Source organism: Vitreimonas sp., assembly GCF_035627415.1.
Classification (GTDB): Bacteria; Pseudomonadota; Alphaproteobacteria; order Caulobacterales; family Aquidulcibacteraceae; genus Vitreimonas.
In genome coordinates this window covers 266,451-283,324 of the sequence record NZ_DASPLU010000038.1, presented here as the reverse complement: position 1 = coordinate 283,324, position 16,874 = coordinate 266,451, and the positions used below count along the sequence as shown (strand labels likewise).

The window sequence follows — 16,874 nt, the reverse complement described above, 5'->3', positions numbered from 1 at the left end:
CTTCGACAGGCTCAGGCTGACGCTGGTGGTCGGCGCCGCCATCTCAGTCGCGTCACCCTGAGCTTGTCGAAGGGTGACGCGTCACACGACTGCCGGTCCGACTCAAAGCCGGTCGCGCAACGCGTACCAAAGCATGCCCAAAACGTAGAGCGGCGAGCGCAGCGCGCCGCCCCCTGGAAACTCCGGCGGCGCGATCTGGGTCAGCACATCGAACTTCTCCGCCGTGCCTGTCATCGCCTCGGCCAGCACCTTGCCCGCGAGCGCCGGCATGAGCACGCCCTGGCCGGAATAGCCGTGGGCAAAAAAGAGATCGCCGTGACGGCCGATATGCGGCAGCCGCGACATCGTGATCGAGACGAGCCCGCCCCAGGCATAGTCGATGCGCACGCCGCGCAGTTGCGGGAAGATGCGCAGCATATGCGCGCGCACGAACGCGGCGATGTCCCCCGGCGGCTTCGGGCTGTAGCGTTCGCCGCCACCGAAGATGAGGCGGCCATCCTCGCTCATGCGGAAATAGTTCACCACGAAACGGCTGTCGCTGACGGCGAGATGATCGGCGATCAGCGATTCGGGACGTTCGAGCGGCGCGGTCGCGATCAGATAATTCGCCACCGGCATGATGCGCCGAGCGATGCGCGGCTCCAGCCCCTCCAACAGGGCGTCGCACGCCAGCACGCCATGCCGGGCGCGCACGACGCCGCTCTCGGTATGCGCGGCGACGCCTTCGCGCGTGTCCAGCCTCACCACGCGCGCATGCTCATGCAGCTGCACGCCCGCGGCGCGCGCTGCATCGGCCAGACCCAGCGCATAGTTCAGCGGATGCAGCTGCCCGCCGCATTCATCGAGCAGACCGCCGTGAAAGCCCTCCGCCGCCATCTTCTCGCACGCTTCCGTGGCGCTCAGCACACGCGCGTGCGGATAGTCCATCGCCTCGGCCAATGCCGCCGCTTCCTGCCGCATCCACGCGGGATCGCCTGGCTTCGTCGCCAACGTCAGGTGACCGCTCACATGCAGATCGCATTGGATGTTGTGCCTGGCGATGCGCTCCAAGGTCATCGTTCGCGCCGCCAACGCCATTTCGAACAGCGCCTTCGCCTGTGCGCGTCCGTACCGGTTGATTAGCTCTGTCGCGCCCTTGCGCCAGCCCGGAATCATCTGACCGCCGTTGCGGCCCGACGCGCCCCAGCCGATGCGGCCAGCCTCCAGCAGAACGACCGAGAAGCCGCGCTCCGCCGCACTCAGCGCCGCATGCAATCCGGTGTAGCCGCCGCCGATGACGACGACGTCAGCGCGCTTCTCCCCCTCCAGCTTGGCGGCGGGCGCGAAGGCGTTGGCGGTCGCCACATAGTACGACCGCTCCATACCGAGCCCGGAGTTGAAGTGATCAGCCAAGCTGTTGCGCGAACATCATGCGGTGACCGTCGATCGTGCGCACGACCATCTCGCGCATGCCCCAGGGCTTGTCTTCCGGCGCACGGCACTCGGCGCCCCGCGCGCTGATCTCGGCATGATACGCGTCGACGTCGTCCATCACGACGTAGCCGAAATATGAATGATCCCCCAGCTCTGCCGGCGCGATCGCATCCTTGCACTCGCCCAGATGCACGCCGACGCGGTCGCGGAACATGAAGCTCCAATTGCCCGGATCGTCGAACTCCAGCGTCCAGCCCAAAACATCGCGCCAATATGCCGTCGAGCGCGCCAGATCATGCACGGCCAACACGAAGCTCACGCGTTGAATGCGCGCGCTCACCGCGTCACACTTTCAGCAACAAGTGGTCGCGCTCCCACGAGCTGATCACGCCTTCGAAATTGCCGAGCTCGTGATCCTTGATCATTTGGAACGCGTTGCAGAAGTGCGGGCCGAGCAGTTCGATCACCGGCTTGCATTCCTTGAAGCGGTCGAGGCCCTCGCGCAGCGTCCGCGGCAGCGTGCGGGCCCATCTGTAGGCGCTGCCCTGCACCATCGCGGCGGGCTCCAGCTTGTCGCGCATGCCGATATAGCCGCACACCAGCACCGCCGCGATGGCGAGATAGGGGTTGGCGTCGGCGCCGGGCAGGCGATTCTCGATGCGCCGGTTCTCCGCTTGCGAAATCGGCACGCGCAGCCCGCACGAGCGGTTGTCGTAGCCCCATTGCAGATTGATCGGCGCGGAGAAGTCCGGCCGCATGCGGCGGAACGAGTTCACGTTCGGCGCATAGAGCGGCGTGCATTCGCCGAGATATTTCTGCAGCCCGCCGACGAAATGGCGGAACAGCTCGGTGTTGCCGTCGCTCCCCTCTGCAGCGGGGGCGCTGAACAAATTGTCGCCCTTCTTGGCGTCAACGACCGAGACGTGCAGATGCATCGCACTGCCCGGCTGGTTCTCCATCGGCTTGGCCATGAAGGTGGCGTAGACGCCGTGCTTAAGCGCGACCTGGCGGACGATGCGCTTGAACACCAGCACCTGATCCGACACGTGCACCGGATCACCGTGATTGAAATTGATCTCGAGCTGCGCCGTGCCGCTTTCGTGGATCATCGTGTCGAGATGGAGCGAGGCCGCTTCAGCGTGCTCGTAAATGGTCTCGATCAAGTCTTCGTACTCGGTGATGGCCTCGAGCCCATAAGGCTGCGGCGCCGTCTCGGAGCGGCCCGAGCGGCCCGCCGGCGGCGCGAGCGGCAGATCGGGATCGGTGTTCACCTGAGTGAGATAGAATTCGAGCTCCGGCGCGACGACCGGCCTCAAGCCCAATTTCTCGTAAAGCTCGACCACGCGCTTCAGCACGTAACGCGGCGCGATGTCGTACGGCTCGCCGCTGGTGTGATAAGCATCGGCGAACACGAATGCCGTCGGCGTCTTGTAGCCCGGCGCGACGCAGATGGTTTCCAGATTGGGGCGCAGCACCACGTCCGGATCCTGCATCGAGATCGATTCGTCGGCGTCATCGGCATATTCGCCCGTCACCGTCAGCAGATAGATGCTCGATGGAATGCGCAGCGAACCGTCGCGCTCGCTCTGAAGAAATTTCTGCGCCGGGAACACCTTACCGCGAATGACGCCGTTGAGATCGGGGACCAGGCACTCGATCTCGCCGATGCCGCGTTCCTTGATCCAGCTTGCGAAGCTCTTATCCGCCATGACACACCGATGCGTTGCGTGAATGTGCGCCGCGCGCCGGTCCGGCGCGGATCACCGCGAATGATTGTCGATCAAACAAGCGCGGCGCCTGGACCATGCAGCACACGTTGCGCGCTGCCGGCGAGCCGCGCCCATTCGCCTTCGCAGGAAGGCCGCGGGGGCGCATAAGTCACCTGATGCGGCATAATGTGCGGTCGCCTCGCACCTAGTCAAGCGCAGCCGCGCGCGCGGCGAATGCGCTGATCTGTCGATTTCCGGTGGCGTCGGCTGCAGTTTCCCTTACGGTTGCGCCATCATGATCCACGATGACGCCGAAGAAGGCCTGAACACGGCCGTCTACAACGAATTGCGCACGCGCCTGGTGACCGGACGCATGTCGCCGGGGCACGAACTCTCCACCCGCTCGATCGCCGCGGAACTCGGTGTGAGCCAGACGCCGGTGCGCGATGCCCTGTCGCGCCTCGCCGCAGAAGGCGCGGTCGCCATCCGTTCGAAGCGGCGCATACGCGTGCCGGCGATGACCGCGGAGCGCTTCGACGATTTGCTGCGCTGCCGTCTGCTGCTGGAGCCGGAGGCCGCGGCGCTGGCGCTGCCGCATCTCGAAGCCGCGCACATGCGCGCGCTGCGCGAGATCGACGCCAAGCTCGACGCCGCGATCCTCAGCGGCGACGCCGACGCCTACATGCAGTGCAATCACGCTTTCCACTTCACGCTCTATCGGGCCCAGAACCGGCGTACGCTGCTGCAGCTGATCGAAACGCTCTGGCTGCAGTTCGGCCCGTTCATGCGCCTCGTCTATGGGCGCGTCGCCAACGCCCCACTCAACGACAATCACCAGGCTGCGATCGCCGCGATCCAGGCGCGCGACGCCGATGCGCTGCGCGCCGCCATCGCCGCCGACATTGGCGACGGCATGGGCCTCATCAGCCGGACGGGGCTGGTGAGTGAGGACGGACTCGCCCCTAACGCCTAGCCCAACCCGCCCGGATCGTCCGCCGGCAGCGCACGCAGCGCCGGCTCGGCTTCGCGGAGCGAGCGGGCGATGATGTCGATCATGCGATCGATCTCCGCGTGCGTGATGATCAGCGGTGGGCACATCACGATCGAGTCGCGGATGCCGCGCACCATCAGGCCGTTCCTGATGCAGGTGTCGCGCACGATCGGCCCGGCCTTGCCTTCCTTGCCGGTGAAGCGCTCGTTCGTGCCCTTCTTGGCGACGATTTCGATGGCGCCGATCAGGCCGAGCGAGCGCACCTCGCCCACCAGCTCGTCATCCTCCAGCCGCTTCAGCGCATCGGCGAAATAAGGCCCTGCGTCGGTCTTCACACGATAGACCAAAGCCTCGCGTTCGATGATCTCCAGGTTCTTCAGCGCGACGGCGGCCGAGACCGGGTGGCCCGAATAGGTGTAGCCGTGGACGAACTCGCCGCCCTTCTCGCGCAGCACCTGCACGATCTCGTCCGACACGCCGACGGCGGAGATCGGCAAGTATCCCGACGAAAGTCCCTTCGCCATCGCCACCAGATCCGGCGTCACGCCGAAGTGCTGGAAGCCGAACCATGAGCCGAGCCGGCCGAAGCCGCAGATCACCTCGTCGCTGACGAGGAGAACGCCATATCTTTTGCAGATCGCCTCGACCCGCTTCCAATAGCCCTTCGGCGGAATGATCACGCCACCCGCGCCCTGCACCGGCTCGCCGATGAACGCGGCCACGTTCTCGGGTCCGACCTGCAGAATTCGATCCTCGATCTCCTGCGCCGCGCGCGCGGCGAACTTCTCTTCGTCTTCGCCGAAGCCTTCGTTGAACGCGTACGGCTGCATTACGTGCTCGACGCCCGGGATCGGCAGGCCGCCGATGACGTGCATGTGCTTCATGCCGCCGAGGCTCGCGCCTGCTACTGTGGAGCCGTGATAGGCGTTCCAGCGGCTGATGAAGATGGTGCGGTTGAGCTCGCCCTTGGCTTTCCAGTAATGACGCACCATGCGGAAGACGGTGTCGTTCGCTTCAGAACCTGACGAATTGAAGAAGACGTGCTGCAGCTTGCCGCCGAGCAGCTCGGCCAGTTTCGCCGCCAGCATCACCGTGGGCGGCGTCGCCGTTTTGAAGAACGTGTTGTAGAACGGCAGCTCCTGCATCTGTTCCGCCGCCGCGCGCACCAGCTCCTCGCGCCCGTAGCCGACATTCACGCACCAAAGCCCGGCCATGCCGTCGAGGATCGCGTTGCCGTCGCCGTCATAAATGGTCGAACCGTCCGCGCGGGTGATGATGCGACTGCCGCCGAGCTTTTCGATCTCGGAGTAGTTGGCCTGCGCCGGCAAATGGTGGGCGACATCCAGCCGGCGGAGTTCGGCGATGTTGTAATTGCGGGCGGCCATGTTGGTTCTTTCCTCGAATGAAGTGCAGTGTTGCGCGTCAGCGCGAAAGCGGTTCGCCGCGCAGCGCCCGGCCTAGAAGCTTGAAGAACACTTGGCTCTCTGGATTCTCGTGCGCCTTCCACTCGGGGTGCCATTGCACCGCCAGCACCGGCGCGCCGTTGATCTCGGCGGAAACGGCTTCGATCACGCCGTCGGGCGCCACAGCTTCGACGTTGAGGCCAGACCCAAGCTTGTCGACGCCCTGATAGTGCACGCTGACGACGTCGAGCTCATTCTTCTCGTACGCGCGCCTCAGCACGCCGCCGTCCTTCAGCGTGACCGGATGCACGTGCTCGAAATACTCCGCGAAGCTCTTCTCGCTCGGTGCGTGGTGCGGGATGAGCTCCGGGTGCTCGGCCATATCGCGCCTGAGCGTGCCGCCGAAGGCGACGTTCAATTCCTGAAAGCCGCGGCAAATCCCGAACACCGGCTTGCCCAGATCGAGCATCGCCTCGATCAGCCCCGCCGTCATCTCGTCGCGGTCGGGATCGAACGGCCCCGGCGCATCGTCGACGATCTCGCCGTAGAGCTTGGGATCGAGGTTGGACGGCGTGCCGGTGAGCAGGAGCCCGTCGAGCCGCGGCGCCACTTCCTTCGCATGCATCAGCGCCGGCATGGCCGGCACCAGCAGGCCAGCGGCGTCGGCGTAGGTCAGCGCCGAATTGAGATAGCGCGTCATCACCGCCTGCGCCGCTTGGTTCTCGACCGCGCGGTTGCAGGCAATAACGCCGAGGACGGGGCGATGTTGATCGGGCTTCATGACAGCAGCACCGCGGGCGAGCAGGCGTGCCAGGCGAGCCACACCGGCTCATCCCAGGTGAAGTCCTCCTGGTCGTAGCGCGTCAGATTGGAACGGAATGTTTTCACGCGGCGGCCGCCTTCCAACTCCACCTCGAAATTGGTCTCGCTGCCCAAATAAACAATGTCGCGGATCACCCCTGCGACAACATTGGTCCCGGCCGGCGCGTCCTCCATCTTCGGCGCCTCGCCGCCGGCGCGCTTGTGCATCTCGATCTTCTCGGGGCGCAGAGCCACCCACACGGTCGAGCCCCGCGCGCCGGTGACGCCATGATCGAGATAGACCGGCGCAGAAAGCTCGTTACAGCGCACCATGGCCTCGTTCTGCTCGTCCCTCTCCAGCACGCCCTCGAACATGTTTACGCTGCCGACGAAATCGGCGACGAAGCGCGAGTTCGGGAATTCGTAGAGATCGGCCGGCGTCGCCACTTGCGCCAAGACGCCCCGATTCATCACCGCACAGCGCGTGGCGATGGCGAGCGCCTCGTCCTGGTCGTGCGTCACCATGATGAAGGTGATGCCGACCTTCTCCTGCAGCGACGTCAGCTCCGAACGCATCTGGTCGCGGAGCTTCGCATCGAGCGCCGAGAGCGGTTCGTCCAACAGCAGCACGCGCGGCCGCTTCACCAGCGCGCGCGCGAGCGCCACCCGCTGGCGCTGGCCGCCCGAAAGCTGATCCGGCATCCGGTCGCCCAGCCCGCCGAGCTTCACCAGCTCGAGCGCATCGCCGACGCGCGCCTTGATCTCACCTGCGGCGAGGCCATCCATCTTCAGGCCGTAGGCGACATTGTCCGCCACTTTCATGTGTGGAAACACCGCATAGCTCTGAAACACCATGTTCACCGGCCGCTTGTTCGGCGGCAGCGGCGCAACATCCTTGCCGTCGATCAGAATGCGGCCCTCAGTCGGCGTCTCGAAGCCGGCCAGCATGCGCAGCAATGTGGTCTTGCCGCAGCCGGAGGGGCCCAAGAGTGCGAAGAACTCGCCCTCCTGAATCTGCAGCGTCACGTTGTCGACGGCGACGGTCTTGCCGAAGCGCTTGGTGACCCCTTCGAAACTGATGATCGGGTTCGGCTTCACGGCCGCCGCCGGCTTGTCGGCTTGGGTGTGAACGGGCGAAACGTCTGTCATCTCAAGCCTTGCCTTCTTTCGGCGCCTGGTTCTGCAGGTGGAGGCCAACCGCCGTCAGCACCACCGTCAGCACGATCAGAATCGTGGACGCGGCGTTCACTTCCGGCGTCACCGAAAAGCGCAGCATCGAATAGACCTTGACCGGGAATGTGATCGTGTCCGGCCCGGACGTGAAAAATGTGATGACGAAATCGTCGAGCGATAAGGTGAACGCCAGCAGCGCGCCGGCGACAAGCGCCGGCTGCATATGCGGCACCAGCACGTCCCAGAACGTGCGCCATTCGCTGGCGCCCAGATCCTTCGCCGCCTCCTCGAGTTCGCGGTTGAACGAGGCGAGCCGCGCCCGCACCACCGTCGCCACGAACGGGAACGCGAAAGAGATGTGGGCGATGGTGATGGCGCCGAGATTGAACGGCCAGGGCAGCCCCATCGGCCACGGCAGCACGCGCGCGAAAAACACCAGCATCGCCACGCCAAGGCAGATCTCCGGCACCACGATCGGCAACGCCAGCGTGCCTTCCACAGCCGTCTTGCCCGGAAAGCGAAAGCGCCACAGCATCACCGCGGCCAATGCGCCGAGGATCACCGAGGCGATCGTGCAGAAGAAGGCGATGGTCAGCGAATTGACGAAGGCTTCGATAAGCGACTCGTTGCCGAGAGCTTTCTCGTAATATTTGAAGGTGAAGCCCTGCCAGACGATGTTGCGGCGGCTGTCGTTGAAGCTGAACGCCATCAGCGTGATCAGCGGCAGATAAAGAAACAGCAGCGTCAGCCCGACGATCAGTTGCAGCGGCCAGCGCCGCATATATTCGAGCGGCCCCGGCTTCTCGCGTTTCAGCGGCGGCGGGTCGGTGAGCGTCGCGGCGGCGACGGGAAGCGCTTCCTTCGCCACTACGCCCTCCGCTCGGCTTTGCGTTGCACCAGCGCCTGCGCGGCAATGGCGATGAACGTCAAGTACATGAGCAGGAACGACAGCGCCGCGCCGAACGGCCAGTCGTTGGCGCGCTTGAACTGCCGCTCGATCACGTTGGCGATCATCTGGCTGTCAGTTCCACCAAGCAGGTCGGGCGTGAGATAGGCGCCGAGCGCCGGAATGAAGGTGATCAGCACGCCCGACGCGATCCCAGGCGCCGCCAGCGGCACGACCACGGACCAGATCGTGCGCATGTGCCCAGCGCCGAGATCGAGGCTCGCCTCCATCAGCGAGCGATCCATCCGGTCGAGCGCCGAATAGAGCGGCAGCACCATGAACGGCAGGTGCACGTAAACAAGCCCGATCACCACCGCCGTGTTGTTGTAAAGCAAAGTGAGCGGCTCGTAATCGCCGAGCGGCTGCATCCCGGCGAGCGTCATGAACCCGCTGGCATTATTCCACAGCCATTCCAGCGCGAAATTGACGTAGCCCTGCTCGCGCAGCACGGCGATCAGCGCGAACGTGCGGATCAGCAGATTGGTCCAGAACGGCAGCATGATCAGCAGCAGCAGCCAGGCCTTCATTCGCGGCGACGCAAACGCGATCGCCAGCGCCACCGGAAAGCCGATGATCAGGCACAGCAGCGTCGTGATCCCGGCGACGACGACGCTCTTGACGAAAATGCCGAGATAAAGCGGCTCCAGCGCCCGCGCATAGTTCGCGAACGTGCCGGTGAAATCGATCGTCACCGGCCCGGTGTTCTCGCCGAACGTGTAGGCCCAGATCACCGCCAGCGGGATGACGAAGAAGAGCGCGAGCCAAAGCAGAGGCGGCGCGGCCACCGCCGCAAACGCCGCCCTCGCCTGCTTCCAGCTCTGCTGCATGCGTTCCTCTTGGACCGCCGGCGTCTCGCCGGCGCGCACTTTCCGAACGTCAGATCAACGGCTGCCGGGGGGACGCCGGCGGACCAAGATCAAGCCGCGCTGACGCGGGTGAAGATCTCTTCGTAGAGCCGCGCCCGCTCGTCGCCTTCGAACGCGCCGTATTCGCTGGCGGCCATCACCTCGGGCGTCGGGAAGATGATCGGATTGTTCTTGTATGCATCGGGCATCAGCGCCCGCGCCGCCGCGTTCGGCGTCGGATACTGGATCTCTTCGGTGATCTTCTGACCGGCTTCGGCATCCAGCAGATAGTTGATGAAGGCGTGCGCGTCGGCGACGTTCGGCGCGCCGGTGGGAATGCAGAGGCAGTCCTGGTTGATCAGCGTGCCTTCGCGCGGGATCACCCAGCCGTATTCCGCATCGCCGTGCTCGGCCACGATCTGGGCGATGTCGCCGCAATATTCGAGCACGAGATCGACCTCGCCGGCGACCAGCAAATCCTGGCCGTCGTCTTCGTGGAACGCCTTGATGTGCGGCTTTTGGCGGATCAGCATCTGCTCGATTTCGGTCAGCGCCTGATCCGGGATGTTGTTGAGCGAAAGCCCCTTGTACTTCGCGCACAAGCGAATGAGGTCCGCCGATTCCGACAGCACCGCGATCCGCTGCGTAAATTGCGGGCTGTCGAACAGATAGCGCCAGCTGTCGGGCGTGAAGCCTTGCGGCATCGCCGACTTGCGATAGGCGATGCCGAGCGTCAGCCACGTGTACGGCACCGAATAGCGCCGGCCCTGATCGAATGGCGCGTCCTGGAATTCCGGCGCGAGGTTGGCGAAGTTCGGGATCAGCGAGCGATCCAGCTCCTGGATCATTTGCGCCTGGCTCATGCGTGTGACGAACTCGTTCGACGGCACGATCACGTCGTAGCCAGGGTTGCCGGCGCGCAGTCGCGCGAACAACTCGTCGTTGGTCGAGAACAGACTCATATTGACATTGACGCCCGACGCCGCGCGGAAGTCGTCCAGCGTGGTCGGGCCGATGTACGTATCCCAGTTGTAGAAGTTCACGGAGCGCCCGCCGCCGCGCCCGCAGGCCGAGAGCCCGCCGGCGAACGAGATGCCGATCGCCGCCGCGCCGAACTGCTGCAGCATGGAGCGGCGCGACGCGCCTTTCAAAAATCTACCCTTGCTCATCTCGTGCGCCCTTCCCTACAGGCCGCCGCCGGGGCGGACCGCCGCAACTGGACCGGACGGTAACAAGCACGCAAATCGCGCCGACACGCAATATCTGTGATCGCATTCGGGACAATTTTCTTGGCGCGATGATCGGGTCTGCCGCCTCAGCGGGCGTTGCGCTCGCCGTCCAGCCACTCGACGATGCGGTTTTCGTCGCTCAGGAGCACGACGCTCGGGCGGATAGGCTCTTTGGTCAGTTCGAAGCCCATGACGATGACCTGCTCACCCTTCTTGATCAGATGCGCCGCCGCGCCGTTGATCGAGATGATGCCCGAGCCGCGCTCGCCGGCGATGATGTAGGTCTCGAGCCGCGCGCCGGAGGTGTTGGAGACCACCAGAACGCGCTCGCCCTCCCACATGCCGACCGCGTCGACCAAGTCCATATCGATCTCGATCGAGCCCACGTAAGTGAGGTTGGCGTCGGTGACGCGCCCATTGTGGAGCTTCGACCGCATTACCCAGCGCATGCATTCGTCCCGGCTGCAAATCAGCAGGTGCGCAAATACCAGTCGAAATCGGTGTTGGGAATGACGCTTTGGTAGCGCTCCTGCTCAACCCGCTTCACGATCGAGAACATCCGCACGAAGCGTTCGCCCAGATAGTCCTTCAGCACCTCCGACTCGGCGAAGCGGTCCACCGCAGCGAACCAATTTGTTGGTATCCGCTCACCGGACCCGGCCGCCTGGGCATAGCCGTCGCCGACGATCGCCGGCCCGGGATCGATCTTGTTCGCAATGCCGTGATGGACAGCCGCAAGCAGCGCCGCCAGCGCCAACGTCGGGTGCGCGTCGGCGCCGGCGACCCGATGTTCGATGTGCCGCGTGTGCGGCGCCCCCGCGGGCACCCGGAACGAGACGGTGCGGTTGTTGACGCCCCAGGTCGGCGCGACCGGCGCATAGGAATTGGCCTTGAACCGACGGTACGAGTTCGCGTTCGGCGCGAAGATCGCCATCGAATCCGCCAGTAGCGCCTTCATCCCGCCGACTGCATGCGCCAGCACCGGCTCGCCCTCGGGCTTCTCGGAGGCGAAGATGTTCTTCCCCGCCTTGTCGTTGACGCTCACGTGCAGGTGCATGCCCGAACCCGCCAAGTCGGCGAACGGCTTGGCCATGAACGTCGCCTCGCAGCCGTGCCGCAACGCACAGCCCTTGGCCGAACGCTTATAGAGCACCGCATCGTCCGCCGCGCGCAACGCGTCGGCGTGATGCTTCAGCGTCAGCTCCAATTGCCCCGGCGCATATTCGCTGATCGCGCCTTCGAGCGGCACGCCCATCGCATCGGCGCTTTCCCAGAGGTCGCGCAGGAAATCGCTCGCCTCTTCCACCTCGCGCAGGCCGTACACCTGGTGTTGCATCGCGCGATCGCCCGTGAACGGCGACGGCGGAAGCTGGATGCCGCCTTCCGGCGTGCGCTCGGCGTCGACCAGATAATATTCCAGTTCGCACGCCACCACCGGCGTGAGCCCATCGGCCGCGAAGCGATCGATCACGCGCTTCAATACATGGCGCGGGTCGAGATCGTGCGGCGTCCCGTCCAGTTCGTACATCGACACCGGAACCTGCGCGACGTCGGGGCCAAGCCACGGCGCCTGCGTCAGCCGCCCGGCAATCGGGCGGGCGATACGGTCGGCGTCGCCGTCCTCCCAGACAAGCCCCGTCGCTTCGACATCCTGCCCGGTGATGTCGTTCACCAGAATCGAGCCCGGCAGGAAACGCCCTTGCTCGTACACGGCCATGATTTCGTGACGGCGCAGCCTCTTGCCGCGCGGCACGCCGGCCATGTTGGTGAAGACGATCTCGAAAAACTCGATCTCGGGATGCTTGTCGAGGAAGCCTTGCGCTTCCTTCGGCTCGGCGATGCTCATGCGGCGCTTTCTTGGAGGTATTCGGCGGCGAAGCTATCGACCGCCGCGACGAGCCGGTCAATCTGTTGCGCGCTCGTCATCGGGCTGACGAGCATCATGGTGTGAAACGGCGCGATCAGCACGCCGCGATTGATCAGATAAAGATGCAGCGCGTGGTTCAGCTCGGTCTGCGCCAAAGCCGGCCGCATCTCCGCAGCATTCTTGGGCGGCTCCGGCGCAAACACGATCTCCGCCCGCGCGCCCACATGCACGACGCACCAGGGCAGCGCGCGCTTGGCGATCACATCGCGCAGTTTCGCCACCAGCGATTCCGCGCCCGTCAGCATCGCTTCGTACGCCAGCGGCGTCGCCAGCTCCCGCAACGTCGCCCGGATGGCCGCGATTCCCATCGCGTTGCCGGCCAGCGTCGTGCCGATGCCGGAGCGGCCGTGCCCGCGTGGGGCCGCCGCAATCTTCTCCGCCAACTCCGCGCTCACGCCCCACACCGCTGCCGGATAGCCGCCGGCGATCGCCTTGCCGATCACCAGCGCATCCGGCTCGAGCCCCCACGCCTTCGTCGCCCCGCCCAGCCCGCTCGACAAGGTATGCGTCTCATCCAGGATCAGCAGCGCGCCGGCCTTCTTCGCCAGCGCCTGCGCCCGCTTCCAATAATTCGCCTCCGGCAGGATCATCCCGCAATTGGTCATCGCCGGCTCAGCCAGCACCGTCGCGACATCCCCCGGCGCCAACGCCGCCTCCAGCGCGCGGACGTCGTTGAACGGCACGGCGCGCGTCGTGCGCGTCATGTCGAACACCTGGCCGATCAGCCCAGGGTCGGGCCGCGTGCGCCCGTGCCGGATTTCGACGAAGCAATCCTCGACCATGCCGTGATAACAGCCGTCGAACACGACGATCACGGATTTTCCCGTCACCGCCCGCGCCCAGCGCAGCAGCGCCCGGTTCGCGTCCGAAGCCGAGAGCGTCGTTTGCCACAGCGGCAGGCCGAACCGCTCCGCCAGCAGCGCGCCGACCTCCGCCGCGGCTTCCGTCGGCAGCATGAACGTCGCCCCGCGCCGCGCCTGCTCCGCGACAGCGCGCGCCACTTCCGACCGCGCATGGCCGAACATGCCCGGCGTGTCGCCAAGGCAGAAATCGTCATAGGTGTTGTCGTCGATATCGGTCAGCACCGCGCCGTCGGCGTCCTCGGCCACGATTGTGGCCGGCGCGGCCCAATCGTTCATCCAGTGAAACGGCGCGCCGAACAGCCAGTGCGTCTTCAGCGCGCCGGCCTCGGCCGCGCACCGCGGGTGCGTTTCGAGAAACGCCTGCGTCTCACGCTCGATCAGATCTGCGAGAGACATCGCGAACGCGGTCAGATCGTATTGCAGCGCGGCGTATAGGCCTGGATCAGATCATCGGCGATCTGCGCGCGTCGCGTCTCGTTGGGCTCTTCGAGAATGAAGATATGATCGACGCCGAACGCGCCGAAACACTCAGTCTTAGCCGCATTCAGCGGACGCACGGACAAATCGCGCGCGTGTCCGACAAAGCAGAACGCATACTGATCCGCGCCCTGGCCCCGACCCATCACATAGACGCCAGCGTTTGGCTTGAAGCGCGTGAAGCGGGGAAAGATCGAGAACTCGTATTGCGCGCCGGACTTGCCGGTCAGTGTTGTCGTATCGCCGAACGCCACCATGTCGCCACCCGTCGAGAAAACGCGGTCTAGGCCCGACCTATACCCTCCGGCGTAGCGCTTTGAAAGCACAGTTCAATTCAGTCTTGATTAGGCACGTCAGCACGAGTTTCCCGCCGCGTCGTCGACGCTCTTCTTGGGGGAAGCATTCGTGAGACAGACAATTCGCAAGGCCGCGCTTCACGCATCCACCGCATTAGCGGCCGCCGTGGCGCTGGCGCCGAACGCATCGGCCCATACCGACTCGCTGGGCTTCGTGATCAGCGCAGGGTCAGGCGACGGCCTCTTCAACGTCAACATCTTCTATGGCTCGTGGCACAACGGCACCGGTGCGCCCGAAGGCGCGCTCGACCTGACCAATGTCGACACAAACACACTCGTCGGCACCAACCCGTTTCAGCTCGTTCCGGGCTTCGACGGCGTCTCTGACGGCACGATGCCGGCGGGCCTGACCCCTGGCGTCAATTACTTCTTCCCCGACGGCATGGGCGGTCTCTCCGGCGATCCGAGCGGCCACTACATCTACGCCTTCCAATACGTCACCTTCCTCGATCTTCTCGCCGGCTCCTATACATTCGGCTACAACGCCGGCTCCAGTTTCACCGCGAACTGGGAGCCCTCCGATCCGATGATCAACGCCGGTGCGTTCATAATCGATTCAAACGGGCAGCTCGTTATCATCGGCGCAGGCCCCGCGACAATCGACACCAGCCGCATCACCTTCACCTCGGACGAATTCGCCGGCGCAGCCGATCTCATCTTCGATGGCGGCACGCTTCAGATCGTTGGCGGCTCGCAGACCGTCGCCAGCAATTTCACCGTCAACACCAGCGGCGGCACGATCGACACCAATCTGATGGACTCGACGTTCGACGGCGGCTTCAGCGGCGACGGCGTGATCAGCGTCGTCGGCGATGGCGTTGTCACGCTGACCGGCGTCAACACCAACGGCGGCTTTATCGCCAATCACGCCGGCATCGCCGCCAGCAATGATGCGGCGCTGGGCGCCGACGGCGCGGTGCTGACGCTGAGTCACGGCTCGTTCACGGCGCTCGACACGATGACGATCGAGCGCGACATCGTCATCGACGGCGGCCATGGCGGCGAGATCATCGTCGGCGACGACCTGACGCTCACCTTGAACGGCGCCATCTCGGGCTCATCTTGCCTCTACAAACGCGGTCTCGGCGAACTCGACCTGCGCGCCAACGGCTCGAACGCGATCGGCGCCTGCGTCGAAGAAGGCGAAATGGCCTTCAATTCGATCTTCACCGGCAATGTCTGGGTCGATCCCGGTGCGTTCATGTCGGGCGCCGGCCAGATCGTCGGCGATGTCGAGGTGTCCGGCACGCTCTCGCCCGGCAATTCTCCCGGCCAGCTCGTCGTCGCCGGCAGCGTAACGCAGCTTCCCGGCTCAACGCTGCAGATCGACATCGACGGCCTCACCATCGGCAACGGCGCCGGCCATTACGACACGCTCGTTCTCACCGGCGCGACCAGCGTGTTCACCGCTGACGGCACGCTCGCGCCGATCCTGCGCGGCATCACCGCCCCGGCCAACAATACCTTCACGCCGTCGGTCGGCGACACCTTCACCATCGTCACCGCCGAGGGCGGCGTCGCCGGCGCGTTCGACGCGCTGACGCAGCCTGCGAGCGGCCTCGCGACAGGCACGCGCTTCGATGTCATCTACGGCGACGACACGATCGTGCTCGCTGTCACCGCGTCAGACTACAGCCTGCTCACCGGCGGGCGCGCCAACGCCCGCTCCGCGGCTGCAGCGCTGCAAACCGTGCGTCCCGCCGCCAACACCGGTTCGGGCGATGTCGGCGCCTTCTTCGACGGCCTCGCCGGCTACGACGAAGACGAACTCGCGCTCGTCTTCCAGCAAGTGTCCGGCGACATCCACGCCACCGGCATCGAAGCCGCGCACCGCAACAGCCGCGTCGGCCGCGAAACCGTGTTCGCCCGCCTCGCCGCGAACGAACCGGCGCGCCAGATATGGGGCGAGATCGTCGGCGCGGACGCCGAGGTCAGCTATGACCGCAACGCCAACGGCTATGACTATCGCAATGGCGGCATGATCGTCGGCGCCGACGCGCCGGCCGGCAACTGGATCGTCGGCGGCGCGCTGGCTTACGTCGAAGGCGTCGCCCGCGGCGACGGCCGCGCTGAAGTGCAATCCTATCAGGCTATGGGCTACGCCCGCTGGAGCGATGGCGCTCTCTTCACTAACAGCGCCATCGCCTACAGCGTCGATCGCTACGACATCGACCGCAGCGTCGCACTCAGCACCGGCGTGGAAGCGCTCACTTCCTCGGCGGACGGCGAGACAGTGGCAGTCGACTTCGAGTTCGGCCGCATCATCCAAGCCTGGGGCGCGCAGTTCGACCTTTCCGCCGGCGTCTCCTGGGACCAGACCGAGCGCGACTCCTTCGCCGAAACCGGCGACGGCGCCGTCGCGCTCAGCTTCGACAACAGGAGCGACGAAGCCACCCGCTTCCGCTTCGGTGCGCGCTATAGCCGCGAGGCGCAGGCCATGGGGCTGACTCTACGGCCTTATGCGCAAGCCTATGTCGTGCACTCTGCCGATGCGGGCGGGTCGAACGCCGTCGCTGCGCTGCATGGCGCGACCTTCAAAGTGGAATCGTCCGATCCCGGCCAGACCGGCCTCGAGACGGGCCTCGGCTTCGTTGCCGAACTCGGCGATCGTGTCGAACTCTACGCGCACTATCGCGGCGACTTCAGCGACAACGAAACCGAGCACGGCGCGCGTCTCGGCGCGCGTCTCGCCTGGTAAGCTGCACGTCTGTGCGAGAGATTGGGACCGCCGGCAAAAGCCG

15 protein-coding genes are annotated in these 16,874 nt (G+C 65.3%); 2 read left to right on the top strand and 13 right to left on the bottom strand.

Translation table 11 applies throughout. The features are described from left to right. Positions 1-102: 102 nt before the first annotated feature. The 3 genes from VEA80_RS20195 to VEA80_RS20185 are packed head-to-tail and all read right to left on the bottom strand — an operon-like array spanning position 103 to position 3,122. Positions 103-1,392, bottom strand: a complete 1,290-nt coding sequence (locus tag VEA80_RS20195; protein WP_325062603.1) for an FAD-binding oxidoreductase — start codon at positions 1,390-1,392, stop codon at positions 103-105. Beyond that, complete coding sequence (locus VEA80_RS20190; RefSeq protein ID WP_325062602.1) at positions 1,385-1,753, bottom strand: VOC family protein; 369 nt, start codon at positions 1,751-1,753, stop codon at positions 1,385-1,387. Before VEA80_RS20190 ends, VEA80_RS20195 begins: the two co-directional genes overlap by 8 nt. Positions 1,754-1,757: 4 nt before the next feature. Beyond that, the gene (locus VEA80_RS20185; protein WP_325062601.1) at positions 1,758-3,122 is read right to left on the bottom strand and encodes a glutamine synthetase family protein; all 1,365 of its coding nucleotides are present in this window, start codon (positions 3,120-3,122) and stop codon (positions 1,758-1,760) included. A gap of 295 nt (positions 3,123-3,417) precedes the next feature. Here VEA80_RS20185 and VEA80_RS20180 point away from each other — a divergent pair, with 295 nt between their 5' ends. Further along, positions 3,418-4,095 carry a GntR family transcriptional regulator gene (locus tag VEA80_RS20180; protein WP_325062600.1) on the top strand — a complete coding sequence of 226 codons (678 nt, stop codon included), beginning with the start codon at positions 3,418-3,420 and terminating at the stop codon, positions 4,093-4,095. On the opposite strand, the gene VEA80_RS20175 is transcribed toward VEA80_RS20180, so the two are convergent. The 10 genes from VEA80_RS20175 to VEA80_RS20130 form a co-directional block, all read right to left on the bottom strand. Beyond that, positions 4,092-5,498 carry an aspartate aminotransferase family protein gene (locus VEA80_RS20175; RefSeq protein ID WP_325062599.1) on the bottom strand — a complete coding sequence of 469 codons (1,407 nt, stop codon included), beginning with the start codon at positions 5,496-5,498 and terminating at the stop codon, positions 4,092-4,094. The genes VEA80_RS20180 and VEA80_RS20175 overlap by 4 nt on opposite strands. 37 nt (positions 5,499-5,535) lie before the next feature. After that, positions 5,536-6,297: a gamma-glutamyl-gamma-aminobutyrate hydrolase family protein gene (locus VEA80_RS20170; protein WP_325062598.1), complete on the bottom strand. Its 762-nt coding sequence runs from the start codon at positions 6,295-6,297 to the stop codon at positions 5,536-5,538. Beyond that, complete coding sequence (locus tag VEA80_RS20165; RefSeq protein WP_325062597.1) at positions 6,294-7,466, bottom strand: ABC transporter ATP-binding protein; 1,173 nt, start codon at positions 7,464-7,466, stop codon at positions 6,294-6,296. The genes VEA80_RS20170 and VEA80_RS20165 overlap by 4 nt, the downstream gene beginning before the upstream one ends. 1 nt (position 7,467) lies before the next feature. Further along, positions 7,468-8,271, bottom strand: coding sequence for an ABC transporter permease (locus tag VEA80_RS20160; RefSeq protein ID WP_349257292.1), 804 nt, complete (start codon positions 8,269-8,271; stop codon positions 7,468-7,470). 86 nt (positions 8,272-8,357) lie between these two features. Further along, positions 8,358-9,263: an ABC transporter permease gene (locus tag VEA80_RS20155; RefSeq protein ID WP_325062595.1), complete on the bottom strand. Its 906-nt coding sequence runs from the start codon at positions 9,261-9,263 to the stop codon at positions 8,358-8,360. 89 nt (positions 9,264-9,352) lie between these two features. Then, positions 9,353-10,450 (bottom strand): spermidine/putrescine ABC transporter substrate-binding protein, encoded by a 1,098-nt coding sequence (locus VEA80_RS20150; protein WP_325062594.1) that lies wholly within the window; start codon positions 10,448-10,450, stop codon positions 9,353-9,355. Between the two features lie 146 nt (positions 10,451-10,596). Next, on the bottom strand, positions 10,597-10,959 hold the full coding sequence (gene panD, locus VEA80_RS20145; protein WP_349257289.1) for an aspartate 1-decarboxylase: 363 nt from the start codon (positions 10,957-10,959) through the stop codon (positions 10,597-10,599). A 20-nt stretch (positions 10,960-10,979) separates the two neighbouring features. Next, positions 10,980-12,356: a glutamine synthetase family protein gene (locus VEA80_RS20140; RefSeq protein WP_325062592.1), complete on the bottom strand. Its 1,377-nt coding sequence runs from the start codon at positions 12,354-12,356 to the stop codon at positions 10,980-10,982. Continuing rightward, positions 12,353-13,696 carry an aspartate aminotransferase family protein gene (locus tag VEA80_RS20135; protein ID WP_325062591.1) on the bottom strand — a complete coding sequence of 448 codons (1,344 nt, stop codon included), beginning with the start codon at positions 13,694-13,696 and terminating at the stop codon, positions 12,353-12,355. The genes VEA80_RS20140 and VEA80_RS20135 overlap by 4 nt, the downstream gene beginning before the upstream one ends. A gap of 11 nt (positions 13,697-13,707) precedes the next feature. Next, complete coding sequence (locus VEA80_RS20130; protein WP_325062590.1) at positions 13,708-14,034, bottom strand: hypothetical protein; 327 nt, start codon at positions 14,032-14,034, stop codon at positions 13,708-13,710. Positions 14,035-14,182: 148 nt separating this feature from the next. Here VEA80_RS20130 and VEA80_RS20125 point away from each other — a divergent pair, with 148 nt between their 5' ends. Beyond that, positions 14,183-16,831, top strand: a complete 2,649-nt coding sequence (locus VEA80_RS20125; protein ID WP_325062589.1) for an autotransporter domain-containing protein — start codon at positions 14,183-14,185, stop codon at positions 16,829-16,831. Positions 16,832-16,874: the final 43 nt, after the last annotated feature.

Coding starts and splice junctions, on each gene's coding strand:
- VEA80_RS20185 (WP_325062601.1), bottom strand. CDS start 3,122: ATGGCGGATAAGAGCTTCGCAAGCTGGATCAAGGAACGCGGCATCGGC.
- VEA80_RS20180 (WP_325062600.1), top strand. CDS start 3,418: ATGATCCACGATGACGCCGAAGAAGGCCTGAACACGGCCGTCTACAAC.
- VEA80_RS20175 (WP_325062599.1), bottom strand. CDS start 5,498: ATGGCCGCCCGCAATTACAACATCGCCGAACTCCGCCGGCTGGATGTC.
- VEA80_RS20170 (WP_325062598.1), bottom strand. CDS start 6,297: ATGAAGCCCGATCAACATCGCCCCGTCCTCGGCGTTATTGCCTGCAAC.
- VEA80_RS20165 (WP_325062597.1), bottom strand. CDS start 7,466: ATGACAGACGTTTCGCCCGTTCACACCCAAGCCGACAAGCCGGCGGCG.
- VEA80_RS20160 (WP_349257292.1), bottom strand. CDS start 8,271: ATGCGGCGCTGGCCGCTGCAACTGATCGTCGGGCTGACGCTGCTGTTT.
- VEA80_RS20155 (WP_325062595.1), bottom strand. CDS start 9,263: ATGCAGCAGAGCTGGAAGCAGGCGAGGGCGGCGTTTGCGGCGGTGGCC.
- VEA80_RS20150 (WP_325062594.1), bottom strand. CDS start 10,450: ATGAGCAAGGGTAGATTTTTGAAAGGCGCGTCGCGCCGCTCCATGCTG.
- panD (WP_349257289.1), bottom strand. CDS start 10,959: ATGCGCTGGGTAATGCGGTCGAAGCTCCACAATGGGCGCGTCACCGAC.
- VEA80_RS20140 (WP_325062592.1), bottom strand. CDS start 12,356: ATGAGCATCGCCGAGCCGAAGGAAGCGCAAGGCTTCCTCGACAAGCAT.
- VEA80_RS20135 (WP_325062591.1), bottom strand. CDS start 13,696: ATGTCTCTCGCAGATCTGATCGAGCGTGAGACGCAGGCGTTTCTCGAA.
- VEA80_RS20130 (WP_325062590.1), bottom strand. CDS start 14,034: ATGGTGGCGTTCGGCGATACGACAACACTGACCGGCAAGTCCGGCGCG.